At 48.3% G+C, this 18,030-nt stretch carries 13 protein-coding genes; 9 read left to right on the top strand and 4 right to left on the bottom strand.

Going from position 1 to position 18,030, the window contains the following annotated elements; genetic code table 11:
* Positions 1-120: 120 nt before the first annotated feature.
* Together pbpC and RH89_RS18715 are read right to left on the bottom strand one after the other, a co-directional pair.
* Positions 121-2,286: a penicillin-binding protein 1C gene (gene pbpC, locus RH89_RS18720; protein WP_158091123.1), complete on the bottom strand. Its 2,166-nt coding sequence runs from the start codon at positions 2,284-2,286 to the stop codon at positions 121-123.
* Between the two features lie 45 nt (positions 2,287-2,331).
* The gene (locus RH89_RS18715) at positions 2,332-7,110 is read right to left on the bottom strand and encodes an alpha-2-macroglobulin family protein (protein WP_004405404.1); all 4,779 of its coding nucleotides are present in this window, start codon (positions 7,108-7,110) and stop codon (positions 2,332-2,334) included.
* A 318-nt stretch (positions 7,111-7,428) separates the two neighbouring features.
* On the opposite strand from RH89_RS18715, the gene RH89_RS18710 reads away from it, so the two are divergent.
* From RH89_RS18710 to RH89_RS18690, 5 genes are all read left to right on the top strand, one after another.
* Positions 7,429-7,863, top strand: a complete 435-nt coding sequence (locus tag RH89_RS18710; protein ID WP_004405401.1) for a rhodanese-like domain-containing protein — start codon at positions 7,429-7,431, stop codon at positions 7,861-7,863.
* 75 nt (positions 7,864-7,938) lie between these two features.
* Positions 7,939-8,415: a protein-export chaperone SecB gene (secB, locus tag RH89_RS18705; RefSeq protein WP_004405399.1), complete on the top strand. Its 477-nt coding sequence runs from the start codon at positions 7,939-7,941 to the stop codon at positions 8,413-8,415.
* 162 nt (positions 8,416-8,577) lie between these two features.
* Positions 8,578-9,627, top strand: a complete 1,050-nt coding sequence (gene gpsA, locus RH89_RS18700; protein ID WP_004405397.1) for an NAD(P)H-dependent glycerol-3-phosphate dehydrogenase — start codon at positions 8,578-8,580, stop codon at positions 9,625-9,627.
* 55 nt (positions 9,628-9,682) lie between these two features.
* Positions 9,683-10,504: a serine O-acetyltransferase gene (gene cysE / locus RH89_RS18695; protein ID WP_004405395.1), complete on the top strand. Its 822-nt coding sequence runs from the start codon at positions 9,683-9,685 to the stop codon at positions 10,502-10,504.
* Positions 10,505-10,618: 114 nt separating this feature from the next.
* Entirely contained in the window at positions 10,619-11,206 is a 588-nt protein-coding gene (locus RH89_RS18690; protein ID WP_004405393.1) for a DUF2913 family protein, read from the top strand.
* Positions 11,207-11,210: 4 nt separating this feature from the next.
* On the opposite strand, the gene RH89_RS18685 is transcribed toward RH89_RS18690, so the two are convergent.
* Entirely contained in the window at positions 11,211-12,818 is a 1,608-nt protein-coding gene (locus tag RH89_RS18685; protein WP_004405391.1) for a GMC family oxidoreductase, read from the bottom strand.
* Positions 12,819-13,160: 342 nt separating this feature from the next.
* Between RH89_RS18685 and RH89_RS18680 the strand changes: the two genes are divergently transcribed.
* From RH89_RS18680 to RH89_RS18665, 4 genes are all read left to right on the top strand, one after another.
* The gene (locus RH89_RS18680; RefSeq protein WP_004405387.1) at positions 13,161-14,381 is read left to right on the top strand and encodes a TRAP transporter substrate-binding protein; all 1,221 of its coding nucleotides are present in this window, start codon (positions 13,161-13,163) and stop codon (positions 14,379-14,381) included.
* 67 nt (positions 14,382-14,448) lie between these two features.
* Positions 14,449-14,976 (top strand): TRAP transporter small permease, encoded by a 528-nt coding sequence (locus tag RH89_RS18675; protein WP_004405384.1) that lies wholly within the window; start codon positions 14,449-14,451, stop codon positions 14,974-14,976.
* Between the two features lie 9 nt (positions 14,977-14,985).
* Positions 14,986-16,275, top strand: coding sequence for a TRAP transporter large permease (locus RH89_RS18670; RefSeq protein ID WP_004405383.1), 1,290 nt, complete (start codon positions 14,986-14,988; stop codon positions 16,273-16,275).
* Between the two features lie 45 nt (positions 16,276-16,320).
* The gene (locus tag RH89_RS18665; protein ID WP_004405382.1) at positions 16,321-17,085 is read left to right on the top strand and encodes an IclR family transcriptional regulator; all 765 of its coding nucleotides are present in this window, start codon (positions 16,321-16,323) and stop codon (positions 17,083-17,085) included.
* An 80-nt stretch (positions 17,086-17,165) separates the two neighbouring features.
* Here the strand turns inward: RH89_RS18665 and tpiA are convergent, their stop codons facing one another.
* A complete protein-coding gene (tpiA, locus tag RH89_RS18660) occupies positions 17,166-17,936 on the bottom strand; it encodes a triose-phosphate isomerase (RefSeq protein WP_004405381.1) in 771 nt (256 codons plus the stop codon).
* Between the last annotated feature and the right edge of the window lie 94 nt (positions 17,937-18,030).

Genomic DNA, 18,030 nt, shown 5'->3' with positions numbered 1-18,030 from the left:
CTGTTACAAGTTTTCAAAATCACCGCTATCTGCCGGGAATTATTGCGAATTATGCACCATAAAGAAAATGATTTTCATCAGTAGCGCAATTGGAGAGAGGCGAATTCTGCTGGCTCAGTGTTACTTGTAAACATAAATGTCTACGCTATCGCACTGAATAGAGCACGCTGTCAGTGTATGGCTGCCTGTTGGCATAGAATCAAAGGTTAGAATAGATTTTTCTATCGGCACATCATTCAAATACCAGTCAACCGGTTCTCTCGATGCTTTCAACTGAAAAGTTTGGTTTGGATAAGGAAAAAACTGCATCCCGCTTTGTGGGGAGAGTATCTTCACTTTTTTGGTGGCACTTTCTGTCTCGTCCGTTAAGGAAACACCTTTGGCTAAAGACCACTGAAGAAGTGGTGTCGGCCACTTGTGTAACGTGTTTAAAGGCTCCTGAAAGCGCAACGTCGGTGGCGCTTGCTCATCAATGAGCCAGGCTGGTTGTGCACTGATACAGTGCTCGCTTTCAACACTGTTTTTCATTAGTCCACTTGGCCAGCAAACCTCACTGGCAGTGACATTTTCTGGCTTGAGAATGGGTTCACTTTCTGACGGGAGCAGGTCAAAAACATCAAACATAATAGGCGCTGCCTGTTTGGCGCCGGTCTTTCCTACGTTAGGAGAGCCATCCGGCCTGCCAACCCATACGCCGACCGTATATTTTTTGCTGACCCCTATAGACCAGGCGTCGCGAAAACCGTAGCTGGTACCTGTCTTCCATGCCACTTTTCTGCCATAGGCTGGAGCAAAACGCTCAGGTGGTGGGATTTGTGAAAGAATGTCGAATATTACCCAGCTTGCAGAGGGCGAGAGTAATGGGGTTACGTGGCTGGGAGCGTCTTTTACATATCTGGGATGAACAGCGGTTCCTTGTCGGGCAAGCGCTGAATACAAAGAAACTAATCCCGATAAGTTAGTACCCACTCCGCCAAGTGCAACCGTAAGGTTCGGGTCATTTGCTTTGAGGGGAATGTGGCTGCTGGTTAGCCAGTCGAGAAATTGTTGTGATCCCAGTTGACTCAGCACCTGAACAACAGTGGCATTTTTTGAAAGCTGCAACGCGCGGTCTAACCGAATAGGACCACTGAAATAGCGATTAAAGTTTTGCGGTTGATAGTCTCCGTGCGAAATGGGGATATCCATCAGTAAACTGCCACTGTGAACCAGTCTTTTTTCCAGAGCAAGACCATAGATAAAAGGCTTGAGTGTGGAACCTGGAGAGCGTAATGCGTGCACCATATCCACATGACCATAACGACGCAGGTTATTGAAGTCGGCAGATCCTTTGTAAGCAATCACTTCCCCTGATTCATTATCCATCACTAAAACAGCGCTCGACAGCGCGGTTGACCAACTCACTGAACGCTGAGTTATCAAGTCTTCAATCGACGCCTGCAAAGTTTGATCAACAAAAGTGCTAAACGTCGGCTGTTCAGGGCTGGCTAAATGAAGCCTTCTCGCCAGAAGAGGGCTTAAAACGGGCGGGAAATAGCGAGAGGCATCCAGAGGTGTCGCCAACAAGAGCTTTAACGTTTCATCGGTAAGTGCTAACTCACTCTGAACGCGCTTCAACACTTTGTTTCTTGCCGCCAAGGCTCTTTCGGGGTGGCGATCTGGTCTGGTGCTGGTGGGGCGCTGTGGAAGTACCACCAGAGTCAGTGCTTCCGTTAAATTTAAATCCTGAGCCGACTTACCAAAATATCGCTGGGCACCCGCTTCCACTCCCTCAATGTTGCCACCCATAGGGGTGTGCGTCAGGTAAAGATCGAGAATCTCTTCCTTTGAGTAGTGAAGTTCAAGCTGGAGAGCCCGGAAAATTTGCTCAACCTTACCCCAATAAGAACGCTCATACGGGTAAAACATACGAGCGACCTGCATGGTAATGGTTGAACCGCCGGAAATGACCCGTCCGTTTACGACTTGCTGAGCAAGGGCGCGAGCCAACGAAAAGGGATTAAACCCCGGGTGGTAGTAAAAATACTTGTCTTCGTACTCCAAAAGGGCGCTGAGATAAACCTCAGACACCGGTCGGCTAACATTGCCTTCCTCAATCTGATGATGGATTGGAATGCGAAATATACCTTTGGAATTAGAAAACTGTCTGAGGACTTCACCATTGCGGCTGTAGACTGTCGTGCTGTGGTCAAACTTTTCCTCAAAATCCAGAGGAGACAAAGCATTGGCAACAAAAAAAGACAAGATTGCAAGTACCACCATGACGCCGGTGATACTTGCAGCCAAAACCAATCCTTTTCTGAGTTTCAAAGCCATACCTCGGCTTAGCCTCTATGGTCGAATGGTGATCGACGGAATGGATTGATAAGGCTTGTAAATCAGCTTCTCAGGCTGATACATGTTTTCCATAAACATGGCTGGAATTGCCGACTCTCCTGGGGTTTCAGCTCGTAATACATAGTTAATGCGATACTGACTGCCCGATTTCATGTTGGTGGAAGCCACCAGACGATCGTTGCGATACTCAAGCATGTCCCAACTGCTGCTTTTCACCACTTTCGCTGCTTTGATGATTTCTGCGCTGTTGGTGAATTGAGGGTTCTCAAGCACAAAGCCCGTCGGAAGGTACTCAACAATCAGTGCATTGTTTGTTTTTTCCCTAAGATTGTAATCGACAGACACTATCAGCTTGTCACCGACTTTGAGTGGTTCTCCTTTGTACTTATCGCCGTTTTCATAGCGGTAAGAACGGATGGCTTGTCGGAACTGAATCGTGGATTGCAAGTATTCCGGTTTAGCCAGCCCTTTGGTTGCGATCTGAATGAAAATGGGCTGTTTACTCGGATTGGAAAGGGTACTTCCTACCGCCAGCAGCTCGTGACCAGAAGATTTCGCCGTCGACTCACGCTGAGTGCCGTTTTCAGAAATCTCGATGGAAACCGATGTTCCGTTATCTTGCTTCAATGCAATACCTGCACGAACCAGCGCCATGCGTTCCTGAGTGCTGAGCCAGTTTCTCTGAGCAGACAGTTCCATAACGCGAATGGCCAGTCGGTTTCTCAGCGAAAGCATTTCAGGGCTCAGTTTAATCACCTTGCGAACGTCTTCGAGGATCGCAATCGTCATCGCCATATCACGAATTTTGCTGCCGTATTCGTAATAACGAATCCGGCTGCGCATCGTGTCCGACTCTGTCCAACTGAAGAATTTCTCCCCCTGCTTAGTTTGGCCATTCAGAAGGAATGCGCCACCAAAATGCGCTGCGGATAAGCGTGAAATGGCGTGATTCGGTTTGTCGGTCAACTGCTGCGATGTGTTGTACAGCTGAGTATTGTTGACCAGACCAGCTTTAGCTCCGAGCCATAAGGCATAGAAATGACTGGCTTGATCGGCTTTGCCATTTCGGATTAGTCGTGTCAGGTTTTCTTTTGCTCGCTCCAGCATCTTGGCAGGAACCACATCATGAAAGCGTGCATTGGCTTCCAGGAGGTATTCGGTCACGTACATGCTGAGCCAGTCGTCCGCGTCACCATGCCTGCTCCAAAGGGAAAAGCTGCCGTTGCTTTTCTGCATGGTGGACAAACGGTTCATCGAATCTTCAATGATTTGACGAACGGGTTTATCGCCCGCCGCTTTGGCTTTTATTGCCGTTAAGTCTGAATCATCAAACAACCACGGCATTGCTTTACTGGTGGTCTGCTCAGCACAGCCATACGGGTAGCGGAACAGCCCCTGAGCGTATTCAGCAATGTTGACCTGAGGCGAGCGAGAGAAGGTGACAGCGGCAAACTGCTCGGTAAAGTCCTGGTAATCTTTCCATAAGTCCGGTGTAAGGGTGTAAGTGCTGCCTTCGGCGGTACCTGAATCAATAGCATCCGAACTGGGCGCTAGTGTAATCAGAGTGCGCTGGCTTGCCATGGGCTGCCCGATACGCACTGGAATATCCCAGTCACGCTGCTGGTGGTAGCGAGTACCATCATCACCCGTCGCATCTATGGTGAGTTTCAGAGTGATAACTTCTGAATTTGATTGAATTTTGCCAATGTTGAACGGAACGGGCACACCAGTGCGCTCGCCATCCTGAAGGGTAAACTCGAACGACGTTTCCCCCGGTAAAGAGAGAATGTCTCCACCTTCTATCGAAGCTTTCACCGTCTGATTTGTACCGGAGGTATTAAACAGCTCCATGTAAGTTTGACTTGAATCCTCTGGAGTCAGGAAACGTGGTACTGCCAACTCCGCCACAATAGGTGCCGAAATAGTCACATTAGACTCCGACTGACCATATTGGCTGTCGGTAAATGCCATCGCCACAACCTGAGCCTGGCCATTGTAATCCGGGATATCCACGGTGGTGTTGGCTTCGCCATTTTGGTCGAACTGCACCAATTCAGACATAATGGTGATGGTTTTGCTTTCCACTAGATCATCGTTGCTCACGTTCAGGTCAATCTCCTGATCGCCGCCATAGCGATGACGCGTCACGAAGGAATCCGGACGAGTCTGGTAGAAGCGGGAGTACATATCGATGACATCACTTTGGTAGCGACGGTGTGAGAAGAACCAGTCAGCCATCACAGGCGGCTCATACTTCGCGAGATTGATGATGCCTCTGTCTACCAAAGAAAGCGTGACCCACGCTTTTTGCTCTAAGGGTTTGTCCAGCTTGACCTTGATGGTAGCAGGCTCTAGTGGCAGCAGCTTATCCGCGTGCTCAATACTCACAGGTAAAACCCTGTCTTTGCGATCAAGCATTACGGGGGCAATAGCAAAGAAACGTCTAGGCAGAGCTTTAGCTCCTGCTTGCTGCTCAGCGGCACTGCTGACTAACGTGGCAGTGACATAAAGGTCGTGACGATTCAGGCTGGCATCAATTGGCAGAGTGAACTGATGTTCGCCTGCTTCAATCACATGACGCTGCTGCAAAAGCGACTGTCCGCCATCCAGGCTCAACTGAAGTTCACCCGCTTGCTTGCTGAATACGGTTACCTGAACGTCATCGCCTGCCGTGTAACGCTTTTTATCAAGCGTCATAGACAACTGATCCGGTTTTACAGGTTGCTGTGCACTGCCTTCATTCCAACCAGCCCAGAAAGGGAATCGTGTAACTGTACCTTGCTCGGTGGTTATCGTAAGGCGATAGCGTCCCCAATCGACATTCAGCTGAAGTGGAATGGCTTTTCCTGCTTCAGTGAGAAGGTTATCTGCTTGGACTGGTCGCCATTTATCGTCACTGCGAATATCCCAGCCACTGCTTTCGCTGTAAACCCAGTAGTATCCGCCCGCATTGCGCTCTAAAACATAATCAAGGTTGCCTGCTTGCAGGGTTTTACCATCTCCGCTGAGCAAACCCACCTGAAATTCAACGCTGCTGTATGAGTTAATGTCATCATCTGGTGCTTTAATTCCAGCTAATGGTTTTCCTGACCACAACTGACGTTGCTGGTTGCGAGAAACGCTTGCACCGCCCGTCTCAAACAGCTCAAACGTGAACAGAGCATTGACTGGCGACTTCATCAGTTCAGGCGCGTACAGTGGGAAGGTTAGGGAGTACTTACCATTGTCATCAAGCTTGATGTCTTCGATATCAGGAACATCGCGCCAGTAGGAAATATTAAACGGCTGACCGACATAGAAATCACTCAGGTCGGTGTCAAAGTAATGAGTTGGCAGGTAATGCGTGTCTATCGAGACGCGATTTTGTGCCGCTGGTGATCCAAACAGATACTTACCGTCCAGTTCCGCTGTGGTTTTAGAGGCACCCAATTCGATGGATTTGGGCATATCCACCGTCAAGTCCATACGCTCGGGAACAAACTCACTCACATCAAACGTGAATGTGCTGATCGGCGCTTTGGCTTTTTTATGTAGCTTGACTTGTGCGACCCACTTACCTAATGGCGCACTGGCTGGAATGGCGTATTCGTCACTGAAGAAGCCATTTGCTGAAGCAGGGTTTAACCAACGACTTGCGGCAATACTCTGGTCGGGCTTGATGTATTCCACATACAAGCGATGCACGTCCTGCAGTACTTCACCATCCTGATCTCGGGCAATGATATTAAGGGGAAGAACTTCTCCCGGACGGAACAGATCCCGATTGGAATAAATAAAGGCTTCATGGTCCTGATATTGTCTGCCTGCCACTTTGTAATCCGAGAGATCCAGAGGCATTTCACGAAGTGGAAGAAGGCTGACTTCTTCACCTTTCTGAACGAACAGGATATCGCCCTGTTTGACTTCGTAATCGAATTGAGCAAAACCGTCTGTCGATTTGCCAAGAGCCGTAACATTGCCGTCTCTATGATGAACCGAAATGTTGGCATCGGTAATAGCAGATGAATCTGAGAAAGAAGAGAGGTAGACCGCCAGTTGCTTAGGAAAGACTTTGGTTTGAATACCGACAGCGGTCAGTGCCACCTGAATGGCTTTTTCACTGTCGTAACTGTAGCTGCCCGTCGGTTTAACAATCAACAGGTACCAGCCATTGACCAGCTCGTCAGGTAAGAAAAGCTCGGTGTATTGCGACTGATTGGCTTTGCCAGTGGGAATATCGAAATTCAGAACCGTTATCGGAGCCGTTGAACTGGTCAGTCGGTTCAGTGCCCAGCGATCAGGTTGTGAAGAGTAATGCGAAGTGTTGAGAAATGCTGCAGGGTCAGAAACCTTCAATACTTCAACAGAAACTTGCTCAACGTTCATCGTAGAAATCGGGATACTGCGCTTTCCGTTGGCTGGCACCACAGGACCTCGCCCGATGACTTCCACCGTTGGATCTTTTCGATAGATACTGACCGTGTGTTCTGACTTATCCTCGTATTTCAGCCCCTGATTCAAAGTGAGAACGTAATTTTTCCCCACCTCGACGTCAGCATAGATAAGCGCAGTCTTGGCTTTATTGAATACCCAGGCATTCGGCAGTTCCTCACCACCTTTGGTCGAGATGGACACCGCATTCTGGAAAGGCACCTGCTCATCAAACTGCACAATAATGGCGGAAGCACCATTGTGTGTGTAATTCCCGAGGTAGCTGATTTTGGCGTCTGCCCATGACAGAAATGAGCAAAGGGTCAAAGCGAAAGCAAGCGTGATTTGAACAAGTCGTCTCATGGCGGTTCCTTTACCGAATAGTTCAACTGGTCGTATTTAATTGCAATTGTGCGCAGACTATACAATATCTCCAACGGTTTGTATAAATGTCATTGCATATGTTGTTGATTTAATTCAATAGTATCGATTTTTATGAGTTTGGTTCAAAACCCCAAAACTATTGTCAATCTTGGGTCAGAAGCCAAAGATTGGAGACCTGAAAGGTGAGCATTGCCTCTTATTTCACTTCTTTCAACAACCATTATCGAATTTCGGCACCTTCGACGTTATAATCTGCCCTTTACAGACACCCGCGTAAGCGTTGCAAGAGCGTAGGACATGCAAGAATATTTAGATTTTATTTCCAATAACACCATTCTAGTGATGGTATGGGCCGGTATTTTCGTCGCCCTTGTCGTCAATATTTTTAAGAGCAAAACCGCAGGCTACAAAGAAGTGACTGCCGCAGAAGTGACCAACATGATGAACCGCGAAGATGGCGTGGTTGTTGACATTCGTTCCAAGGACGAATTCAAGAAAGGTCATATTACAGGCGCAGTTCACATTTTGCCTTCAGATATCAAAAATGGTTCCATCGCGAGCCTTGAAAAGCATAAATCGAACCCAATCATTGTGGTATGCAAAACAGGTCAAACTGCGCAAGCAAGTGCGAATGAGCTGAACAAAGCTGGTTTTGAGAAGGTTTACTTACTGAAAAATGGCTTGATTGCGTGGAATGAAGCGAATCTACCCTTAGTTCGTGGTAAGAAATAATTTTCACAGATACCTACACAGGTTTTCATGCCTTGGCGTTGCCGGGGCAAATATATTGATTAAAGGATTTTGACAATGGCTGAAGCAGCACCTCAAGAAGCAAACCAAAACTTTGCAATTCAACGTATCTTCCTAAAAGACGTTTCTTTCGAAACGCCAAACTCTCCAGAAATCTTCCAAACAGAATGGACGCCAGACGTAAAACTGGATCTGGACACGCAAAGCCGTGAACTGGGTGAGAACGTATACGAAGTTGTACTTCGTCTGACTGTTACTGTGAAAAACGGTGACACAGAAAATGAGAAAACTGCTTTCCTATGTGAAGTTCAGCAAGGTGGTATCTTCACAGCAGAAAACATGGAAGCGGGTCAACTGGCTCACTGCCTAGGTGCTTTCTGCCCGAACATCCTATTCCCATACGCTCGTGAAACGATTTCCAGCCTAGTGGTTAAAGGTACGTTCCCTCAACTGAACCTAGCGCCAGTTAACTTTGACGCTCTGTTCATGAACTACCTACAGCAGCAAGCTCAGGAAGGCGAAGCGCAAGCTTAATCGCCTTAACCACAGCCTGAAAAGGCTGTGGAATTTTGATTGTTATGCACATCAAATCTCACGATGCGATGTGCATTTTTATTATGTACCTGCCTCACAAGCATACGGTAACGTTTTTTGAGTATACTAACTCCATACTCACGACATGTATCGGGTGGAACGATGACACAACCTCAAAGCAACCAACACAGTACCAATAATTACAATGGCAAAGAGATAGCCATGACTGTGATTGGCGCTGGTTCTTACGGCACATCTCTGGCTATTTCATTAGCGCGCAATGGTGCAAATGTGATTCTGTGGGGGCACGAGCCGGAGCATATGGCGCGTCTGCAAGCCGACAGAGCAAACCACGAATTTCTGCCAGGAATTGAATTCCCACCCACACTGATTATCGAAGACAACTTAGAGAAAGCCGTACAGGCAAGCCGAGATCTGCTGGTGGTTGTCCCAAGCCATGTCTTTGGCATTGTATTGGATAGTATCAAACCTGTTTTGCGTGAAGATTCCAGAATTTGCTGGGCGACGAAAGGTTTGGAGCCGGAAACAGGTCGTCTGCTAAAAGAGGTGGCGCAAGAACAACTTGGTGAACGTTATCCATTAGCGGTGTTGTCTGGTCCCACGTTTGCAAAAGAATTAGCACAAGGATTACCAACGGCTATTTCAGTGGCGTCTCCAGATTCGGACTTTGTGAAAGATCTGCAGGAGAAAATCCATTGCAGCAAAACATTCCGCGTGTACGCCAATAGTGACTTTATTGGTATGCAGCTTGGCGGTGCAGTGAAAAACGTGATTGCCATCGGTGCCGGTATGTCTGATGGCATCGGATTTGGTGCTAACGCAAGAACGGCACTGATCACCCGAGGTCTGGCTGAAATGACCCGGTTAGGCGCTGCATTAGGAGCACAGCCTGAAACCTTTATGGGAATGGCCGGATTAGGCGATTTGGTACTGACCTGTACCGACAACCAGTCTCGAAACCGTCGATTCGGTTTGGCACTTGGGCAGGGCAAAGATGTGGATACAGCTCAGGAAGAAATTGGTCAGGTAGTCGAAGGGTATCGCAACACCAAAGAAGTGTGGGTACTTTCAGAGCGCATGGGTGTTGAAATGCCAATAGTTGAACAAATCTATCAAGTATTGTATCAAGGTAAGGATGCGCGCATGGCGGCCCAAGACCTGCTCGCGCGTGACAAAAAAGCAGAAGCTTAAATGACTTTGTGGCAGCTAGCTCTGCCTCATTTTCAAGGAAGATCGGAATACCACAATGAAGCAATGTGAAAAACAGAAGGTCTGGAAAGCCATCGTCAGAGAGGCGAGAGAGCAATCGGAGCAAGAGCCGATGCTTGCCAGTTTCTACCATGCAACCATCATCAATCATGACAGTCTGGGGGCTGCGCTAAGCTACATCTTAGCCAACAAACTCAAGACAGCCTCAATGCCAGCCATGGCAGTACGTGAAGTGGTGGAACAGGCATTTAATTCAGATCCCGATCTGACAGCCTCTGCAGCATGCGACATTTGTGCGACGGTCAATCGAGATCCAGCGGTTGCCATGTATTCTATGCCATTGCTTTACCTGAAAGGGTTTCACGCACTTCAAGGTTACCGAGTGGCGAACTGGTTGTGGAAACAAGGGCGCGTTGCGCTAGCCACCTATCTGCAAAACCAGATTTCCGTGGCGTGTCAGGTGGATATTCACCCGGCGGCGCGGATAGGAAAAGGCATCATGCTTGACCACGCAACGGGGATCGTCATCGGTGAAACCGCGGTGGTTGAAGATGATGTGTCTATTTTGCAGGACGTGACGTTAGGTGGTACGGGTAAGGAGAGCGGCGACCGACATCCGAAGATCCGCGAAGGTGTCATGATCGGAGCTGGTGCTAAGATTCTTGGCAACATCGAAGTGGGTGAAGGCGCTAAAATTGGATCGTGTTCTGTGGTCTTACAGGCGGTTCCTGAGCATACCACTGTCGCTGGTGTACCGGCTAAAATTGTCGGTCGACCAAAAAGCGACAAGCCTTCACTCGACATGGATCAGCAATTTAACGGCAAATCCCAGACTTTCATTGGCGGAGACGGTATATAGCCCACATCGCCAACTGAACCACTTGAGTAATTGTCGCTCAAGTGGTTTTATAGTCTTTGGAGTCTGTAAACTCCTTCTTCACAATTCTAATAATAAAATCATAACGTCGGTTAAATGGAACACTCGCAACTTTTTAAAACTCTGACTCTACATGCGTTGCTGCATCTTCAGTTTCAAATTCAGTCAAATCCTCGCACTTTGCTTTCAACGGCAAAGAAAAACGAGGCGTTGGTGCGTTGGTTCAAACCCAAGTTAAAGCTCAATAAATACAAATCCATTCGCAAGCAAATCAAGCTTTTTGTACAGCTAAATAAGCATTCGAACGCCAATTTAGAGCGATTTCTTGAAGGGTTGGTATTGGGTGAAGACGGAAAACCCGGTTACCCGCATCTTGATGGCTACCTGCTGCTGATCAATGAGATAGAAAAGAAACTCGGGACAACGGTTGTGCTTTCAACGCCTGAAGCGCTGGATCTCGACCACAATAAAAACGGCTGTCTGGTGGCGGTGCTTTCACAAGATTTAAACGTACACTTTAACGATACCAACCAGCTTCAAGTGGGCATTCCCATGCTATTTCGTGGCAATCAGTCTCACCGACACACCTTTTTAGGGGCGATATACGCCAACAGTCAGTTTGACTATGACGTCGATTACGAAGACGAACATTTTATTCGCATCCTATTGAAAGTTAGTGACTAACTTCCTAGTTTCCATTGTCCTCCAGAATCATATCGGCGGCTTTTTCGGCGATCATGATAGTAGGGGCGTTGGTGTTGCCCGACACGATCTCCGGCATGATGGATGCATCTGCCACTCTAAGCTGTTTCACTCCATGCACTCTTAAACGTTCATCCACCACTGCCATATCATCATTGCCCATTTTGCAGGTGCTGGTGGGGTGATAAATGGTCTGGCTGAAGTTTCGCGCCGCTTCCAGTAACTCCTCATCAGTCTGATACTGGCTTCCCGGGACGAACTCTTCGAGAATGTGCTTTGCCAGCGCTGGCTGTGCCGAAATTTTTCTGGCCACCTTGATGGCGTCTACCACTGTTTTTTCATCTCTTTCATCCGACAAATAATTCGGCTGTATTTCCGGGTGCTCCGCCGGATCACTAGACTTTATCTGCACATACCCACGGCTGTACGGGCGAAGCTGACAAACCGAAGACGTAAAAGCCGAAAATGGATGTGCACCTTCGCCCGGTTTATCGGCACTCAGTGGCTGCATGTGAAACTGAATATCGGGTCTGGAAAGCGATTCATTGGATTGGGTAAACACCGCGACCTGACTCGCGGCTAAGGTAAGAGGTCCAGTGCGGTTAAACGCGTACTGCATGCCTACCCACAGGCGTTTGAATACACTGTTGACCTCGTCATTTAGTGTGCGTTGGCTGGTTTTGAACACCAATCGGATTTGCAGATGATCCTGCAAGTTTTGACCCACTCCGGGTAAGGCGTGGATCAGTGGAATGTTAAGTTGATCCATCAGATCACGATCACCAATTCCAGACAGTTGGAGAATCTGAGGCGATCCAATGGCACCAGAAGACAGGATGACTTCTTTTGAAGCTTTGGTGATGACTTTGGATTGCTTCTGCTGGTACTCAATCCCAATTGCCGTTTTTCCTTCAAAGAGTATCCTGTGAACCTGAGCGTGCAATGCCACTGTCAGATTCGGTCTGGAAAGTACAGGTTTCAGAAAGCCTTTTGCTGTGCTCCAGCGAAAGCCCTTGTAAGCAGTTTGCTGAAAATAGCCTACTCCCTCTTGAGACGTTCCGTTGTAGTCTGGGTTTTCTGGTATACCTGCCTGCACGGCAGCCTGAATGAAAAAGTCCGCAATGGGGCGACGCAATCGCAAATCCGACACCTTGAGCGGTCCACCGACACCGTGAAACTCACTCTTTCCGCGCTCCTGATCTTCAGACTTTTTGAAATATGGCAGCACCTCTTGGTATGACCAGCCTTTGTTCCCCAGCTTTTCCCAGCGATCGTAATCTTCCGCCTGACCACGAACATACAACAAACCATTGAGGGCACTGGAACCGCCAATGACTTTTCCTCGCGGCCATTGTAACTGCCGATGATTGATGCCTTTGTCGGGGGCGGTGAGGTAACACCAGTCGGTTTTCGGATTGTGCATGGTTTTAAAATACCCAACCGGAATGTGCAGCCATGGGTTGCTGTCGTTCCCTCCCGCTTCTAACAACAATACCTTGTTTTTGGGGTTAGCAGAAAGCCGGTTGGCTAACACGCATCCAGCGGATCCTGCCCCAACCACAATGTAGTCAAACTGCGCTTCCGATGTGCTCATTTTTTTCACATTCCCTGTCATCGTGTGATGGCGACTCAGAAATTTTCGCCATCAAATCCAATAAGTCTTAAGTTTCATTTATTGAGACTAAATGGCTCAATTTTTTAAGTCAAGGGTTGTTTTTTATTTTTTTGTGTAATAAATGAGCAACGTTGAATCAAAAAAATTAACATTTGCTCGGGTTAAAAATGGGCAATGTGAGGAGATTCAATAACTACAACGGCGTGTTGTTCGACCTATTACAATGCTTGTGTATTGAGGTGAGAAACCCCTGAGTTTGTCGAAAAGCGGTAGTCAGAAATAGGGAAGCGCTGTTCATTTTTAGTCAATGGAGTGATAACCATGAGAGACGAAAAATTAACCCGACGTGGATTTATGAAAGTGTCTGCCCGATACGGGGCGACATCCACACTACTGGCTGCTGGCGCATTAGGTGCCGGAGCAACCTTATCTCAGCTGGCAAATGCCGCTGAGCAAACCGCCAAAAAGCGTTATGCCGTGAAACCCAAGTTTCAGTTGAAGTTCGGTGCGTCGGGTTTTAACGAAAAAAACCTCGATATTCAAAAGTCGGGTCAGTTGTTCTTTGCCAAAGATCTGGAAGCGCGTACCAATGGTGCCATTCGGGTGGAGTTTATTGGCAGCAACCAAATCTGTGGACAGACCAACTGCATTAAGAAGACCCAGCAGGGCATTGTTGATATTTATTCTGCCTCGACTCAGAACTCAGCTGGTGGCGCACCATATCTGAATGTATTGGATTACGCCTACATGTTCCCGTCTCGCGCGGCGCAATACCACTTCTTCTACAGCAAAAAGAGTGAGGCACTGCTTCGTGAACCTTTGCGAAAACGCCATAATGTCCAGTTCTTGTTTACTCACTGCGAATTGCGAGGCATACAGCTTGGATTGAAATGGCAGGACAAACCGACCGTGACATCCGTCGACCAGTTAGCAGGAACAAAGAACCGAGTCACGGGGACGCAGCTTGGGCGAATCGCCATGGAGCTAATGAACCTGAATCCGGTTCCCATTGCGTGGGAAGAAACGTTAGACGGATTGAAGCAAGGCTTAATTGATGGCGCTGAAACCTGGATGGGTGCAGTGGCGTACGCCGGTATGGCGCCAGTGGTCTCGCAGTGTGTCGATCTGAAATTCTTCTGTGGTACGGAGCACACCGCGATGAACCTGTCGGTGTTCGACAAGCTGGGTTCGGAGCTGCAAGACGCGGTGATGGAGTCGGCCTATCTTGCTCAAATCTACACTCAGGGGATGAACGAGGCAGGTTTGTACGACATTGTCGGAGCAACCAACCCGCAAAAGCCAGGCACCATCTTTGCCGAGAACAACGTTCGCGTGGCAACCCTGTCAGATGCCGAGTTGAGAAAAGCGGAAGAGATGTGTTCGCCAGAATTCAATCCAAAACCTTGGGAAGCGTGGCGTGAGCGCCTGAACAAATGGTCGGGTGGCCATGATACCTATCAGGAAATTTATGACATTGCACGCGAGATCCCTAAAGACATGGCTCCGGTAAACGTTGAGCCTCAGCGCTGGTGGCAAAGCTAAACACAGGCGAAGCGGGTGTGTTGTGCATCCGCTGCCGCTTTCATTCAATGGAATACAGGATAGGGATATGACGTTTCTTCGAGTGCTTTTTCGTTGGCTGGATAACAACACCGAAAAAGTGATCATTCTGATTACTTACATTTCCATGGCGGGAATTATCTTTGTTGAGGTGATTCGGCGCTTCTTATTCAACCAGCAGGTGCCATGGAGTACGACGGTTCCTGTTTTGCTGTTCTTATGGGTTACTTGGTTTGGTGCGTCATACAACATTAAAAAGCGCACTCATCTGGCGCTGACTGAAATTCGGTCTCGCCTGTCGTATCGCATGCAGTTTTTCTGTTTCGTGCTCGATGCGGTTCTCTGGATTACGTTCGCCATCATCGTCATTTACTACACCTACCAGCAAACCTGGCTCGCCTATGACAACTTTGCCATTGTCGGAGGTACAGACAACGTAATGGAATGGTGGTTTTACCTAGCGACCCCTCTGGCTTGGGGGCTGATTGTGATTCGGGTGCTGCAGAATCTGATGCAGGACATTGCACGTTACCGCAACAAAGAGCCGTTTGTGCTCCAGGCATCGCTATTGGATTAAGGAGAACAAATGGATAATGGAACGTTAATTACCCTGATATCGATTGGTGTCACGGGGCTATTTTTGCTGGGAGTGCCGATTTTTCTTGTGATCGGTTTCTGGGTTGTAGGGTGCAGCCTGGTGATTGACTTTACTCTGGCAAACGTGGGGGTCACCTTGTTTGAAGGGTTGAGCTTCTTTGGTTTGCTGGCACTCCCGCTTTTTATTCTGACGGGCGACCTGATCAATGCCGCGGGGATTGCGAAGCGAATGTCGGACTTTGCCTATTCCATATTAGGCTGGGTGCGAGGCGGACTAGGGATGGCAACCATCGGAGCCTGTGGGATGTTTGCGGCTATTTCTGGTTCGAATGCCGGAACAACGGCCACCATCGGCTCGATCATGCAGCCTGAAATGGAAAACAACAAATACGATAAGCGCTTCGCGGCGGCAACAGTGGCAGCCGGAGGGACGGTCGGAATCATCATTCCGCCCAGTATTATCTTTATTGTTTATGGATTTTTGCTCGATTTGTCGATCAGTGATCTGTTCATCGGAGGCATGCTCCCGGGCATTTTGATGGTGATTGCCATGCAGGTCACCTGCTATCTCGTCAGCCGACGCAATAACTGGGGCGACATGATTCGCTTTGAGCCGAAACGCATTGTGCGTGCAGGGTTTAGGGCGTATCTGGGGATACTGGCAATTGCGATTGTTATTTACGGCATCTATTCCGGTACATTCTCACCGACAGAAGCGGCAGGCGTAACCGTCGGTTTTTGCCTGATAGCGGGTGTGTTGGTGACACGCCAGATAAAGCTGACCAAGTTACCTGAAATATTGCTTCGTTCCGGTCAGATCACTGGCATGCTTGCGCCTTTGATTGCGGTTTCTGTGGTGATGCAACAGTTGCTGTCTTTACTAGGCGCTGGGGAGGTAGTGAATGGCTGGATGTCGAGTATCGGCGATCCAACATTCGTGCTGTTGGCGTGTATGTTCTTGGTGTTAATGGCGGGAACAGTACTGGAAAGTTTGCCCAACACCATCATCTTAGCCCCTATTCTGGCACCGATTGCTTACAGTGTGGGTGTTGATCCTATTCACTTTGCAGTGGTGTTCTTAGTGGGCGATGCCATCGGGTTTATCACACCGCCTTACGGGCTAAATCTCTATGTGGCCAGTGGGATGACCGGGATACCGTACTTCACGATTGTTCGTCATGTTTTACCGTATCTGTTCGCATTGATGGTGGCTTGGCTTATTATTGCTTTCTGGCCTCCGCTTTCAACATTCCTGCTGCAATTTGGCGGAGCTGGTTAAGTCAATCACCTCCAGTGTGGTGGTGCATAAAAGAAGGAAAGGCAGATGGACGGGGAGCGAGCAACACATCCCACTATCATGCGAGGGTTTGTGGTTCTGGAGAAAGTCGTACAGGCACCCAAACCCGTATCAACATCCGATTTAATTGAGGAGCTTGGGCTGCCCAAGCCCACGTTAAATCGTATTCTTCAGCAACTGGAACAGGAAGGGCTGGTGGAAAGAGAACCCGTCAGCCGGCGTTATATTCCTGGTCTTAGGGCAAGGGAGTTTTCGCTGGGCATCATGTCGAATCATGCGCTTAGTGCTCCAAGGCACGCCATCTTAAAAGTATTGTCTCAGGAGGTGGATGAAACCTGCAACTGCACCATGCTGGATGGGGACCACACCGTTTATTTTGATCGCGTGGAAGCTAACTGGCCCTATCGAATACAATTGCCCGTCGGGTCGCAGTTGCCACTGCACTGTACCGCCAGCGGGAAAATGCTGTTGGCACATATGACGCCCAAAGTGCGGGATAAGCTCGTTCATGCGACGCCATTAAAGTCCTATACACCTTTTACCTTAACGGACTCTAATCAACTGCAAGAAGAGCTGGATCAGATTCGTCGTGAAGGTATTGCATTTGACCGGGAAGAATTTATGGAAGGTATGGTGGCGATTGCCGTTCCTGTGAGGGACAAACAAGGCAGTGTCTGTTTTACCGTGTCTGTGCATGCTCCTAAAATCCGCAAATCTTTGGAAGAGCTAAGGCTTTACCTCCCCTTTCTTAATAAAGCCGCTAATGCCTTGGCAAAAGTGCAGTTTGAGTGAAGCTAGGTCAACAGACTCTAAATACACAACAAAAAAGACCAGCCGAGGCTGGTCTTTGTCATTCTGGAGGAAAAGCGAAATTAAGCTTTTGCTTCCGCTGCTGCTTTTGCGATAGCAGCAAAACCTTTAGGGTCTAGAGACGCACCGCCAACTAGAGCACCGTCGATGTCTGGTTGTGCGAAGTAAGAAGCTGCGTTCTCAGGCTTAACAGAACCACCGTATTGGATGATTACTTGCTCTGCAACTGCTGCATCTTTTTGTGCGATTAGAGCACGGATAGAAGCGTGAATGCGTTGTGCATCTTCAGCTGTTGCTGCTTTACCAGTACCGATAGCCCAGATTGGCTCGTATGCGATGATTGCATCGTTTAGCGCTTCAACGCCGTAAGCGTCGATTACTGCGTTGATTTGGCGAGCACAAACTGCTTCAGTTTCGCCTGCTTCGTTTTGTGCTTCAGACTCACCGATACAGAAAACTGGCTTCAGACCGTTTTCTTTTAGGAAAGCGAATTTCTTAGCAACGAACTCGTCAGACTCAACGTGGTACTCACGACGCTCTGAGTGACCGATGATGATGTGAGACGCACCGAAGTCTTTCAGCATTTCTGGAGAAGTATCACCTGTGAATGCGCCGCTGTTGTTCACGTCAGTGTTTTGCGCACCTAGGATGATTTTGTTGCCGCCTTCTTTGATCAAGCGCTCAGCCAGATCAATGTAAAGTGCTGGTGGAGCAACTGCAACGTCTACGCCAGTTACGCCTTCAAGTTCCGCATTAAGGCCGTTTAGCAGCTCAGTGACCATAGTTTTGCTGCCATTAAGTTTCCAGTTACCCATCACTACAGGACGACGCATAGGAATATCTCCATTAATTAATGTAAAAAATAAACGTGATTGCGAAAGAATATAACAGATTAATACGGCTAAATCATGACTGGTGTCATGTCTT

This window comes from Vibrio nigripulchritudo ATCC 27043 (assembly GCF_000222685.1).
In the GTDB taxonomy this organism is placed as follows: Bacteria; Pseudomonadota; Gammaproteobacteria; order Enterobacterales; family Vibrionaceae; genus Vibrio; species Vibrio nigripulchritudo.
Note: the sequence above shows the minus strand (reverse complement) of the source record. Positions and strands in the feature narration are given on the sequence as shown.

Excerpts from the sequence above, each read along its gene's own strand:
- RH89_RS18670 (WP_004405383.1), top strand. The coding sequence starts at position 14,986 with ATGGATAATGGAACGTTAATTACCCTGATATCGATTGGTGTCACGGGG.
- RH89_RS18680 (WP_004405387.1), top strand. The coding sequence starts at position 13,161 with ATGAGAGACGAAAAATTAACCCGACGTGGATTTATGAAAGTGTCTGCC.
- RH89_RS18675 (WP_004405384.1), top strand. The coding sequence starts at position 14,449 with ATGACGTTTCTTCGAGTGCTTTTTCGTTGGCTGGATAACAACACCGAA.
- RH89_RS18685 (WP_004405391.1), bottom strand. The coding sequence starts at position 12,818 with ATGAGCACATCGGAAGCGCAGTTTGACTACATTGTGGTTGGGGCAGGA.
- tpiA (WP_004405381.1), bottom strand. The coding sequence starts at position 17,936 with ATGCGTCGTCCTGTAGTGATGGGTAACTGGAAACTTAATGGCAGCAAA.
- RH89_RS18665 (WP_004405382.1), top strand. The coding sequence starts at position 16,321 with ATGGACGGGGAGCGAGCAACACATCCCACTATCATGCGAGGGTTTGTG.
- cysE (WP_004405395.1), top strand. The coding sequence starts at position 9,683 with ATGAAGCAATGTGAAAAACAGAAGGTCTGGAAAGCCATCGTCAGAGAG.
- RH89_RS18715 (WP_004405404.1), bottom strand. The coding sequence starts at position 7,110 with ATGAGACGACTTGTTCAAATCACGCTTGCTTTCGCTTTGACCCTTTGC.
- RH89_RS18690 (WP_004405393.1), top strand. The coding sequence starts at position 10,619 with ATGGAACACTCGCAACTTTTTAAAACTCTGACTCTACATGCGTTGCTG.
- RH89_RS18710 (WP_004405401.1), top strand. The coding sequence starts at position 7,429 with ATGCAAGAATATTTAGATTTTATTTCCAATAACACCATTCTAGTGATG.
- gpsA (WP_004405397.1), top strand. The coding sequence starts at position 8,578 with ATGACACAACCTCAAAGCAACCAACACAGTACCAATAATTACAATGGC.
- secB (WP_004405399.1), top strand. The coding sequence starts at position 7,939 with ATGGCTGAAGCAGCACCTCAAGAAGCAAACCAAAACTTTGCAATTCAA.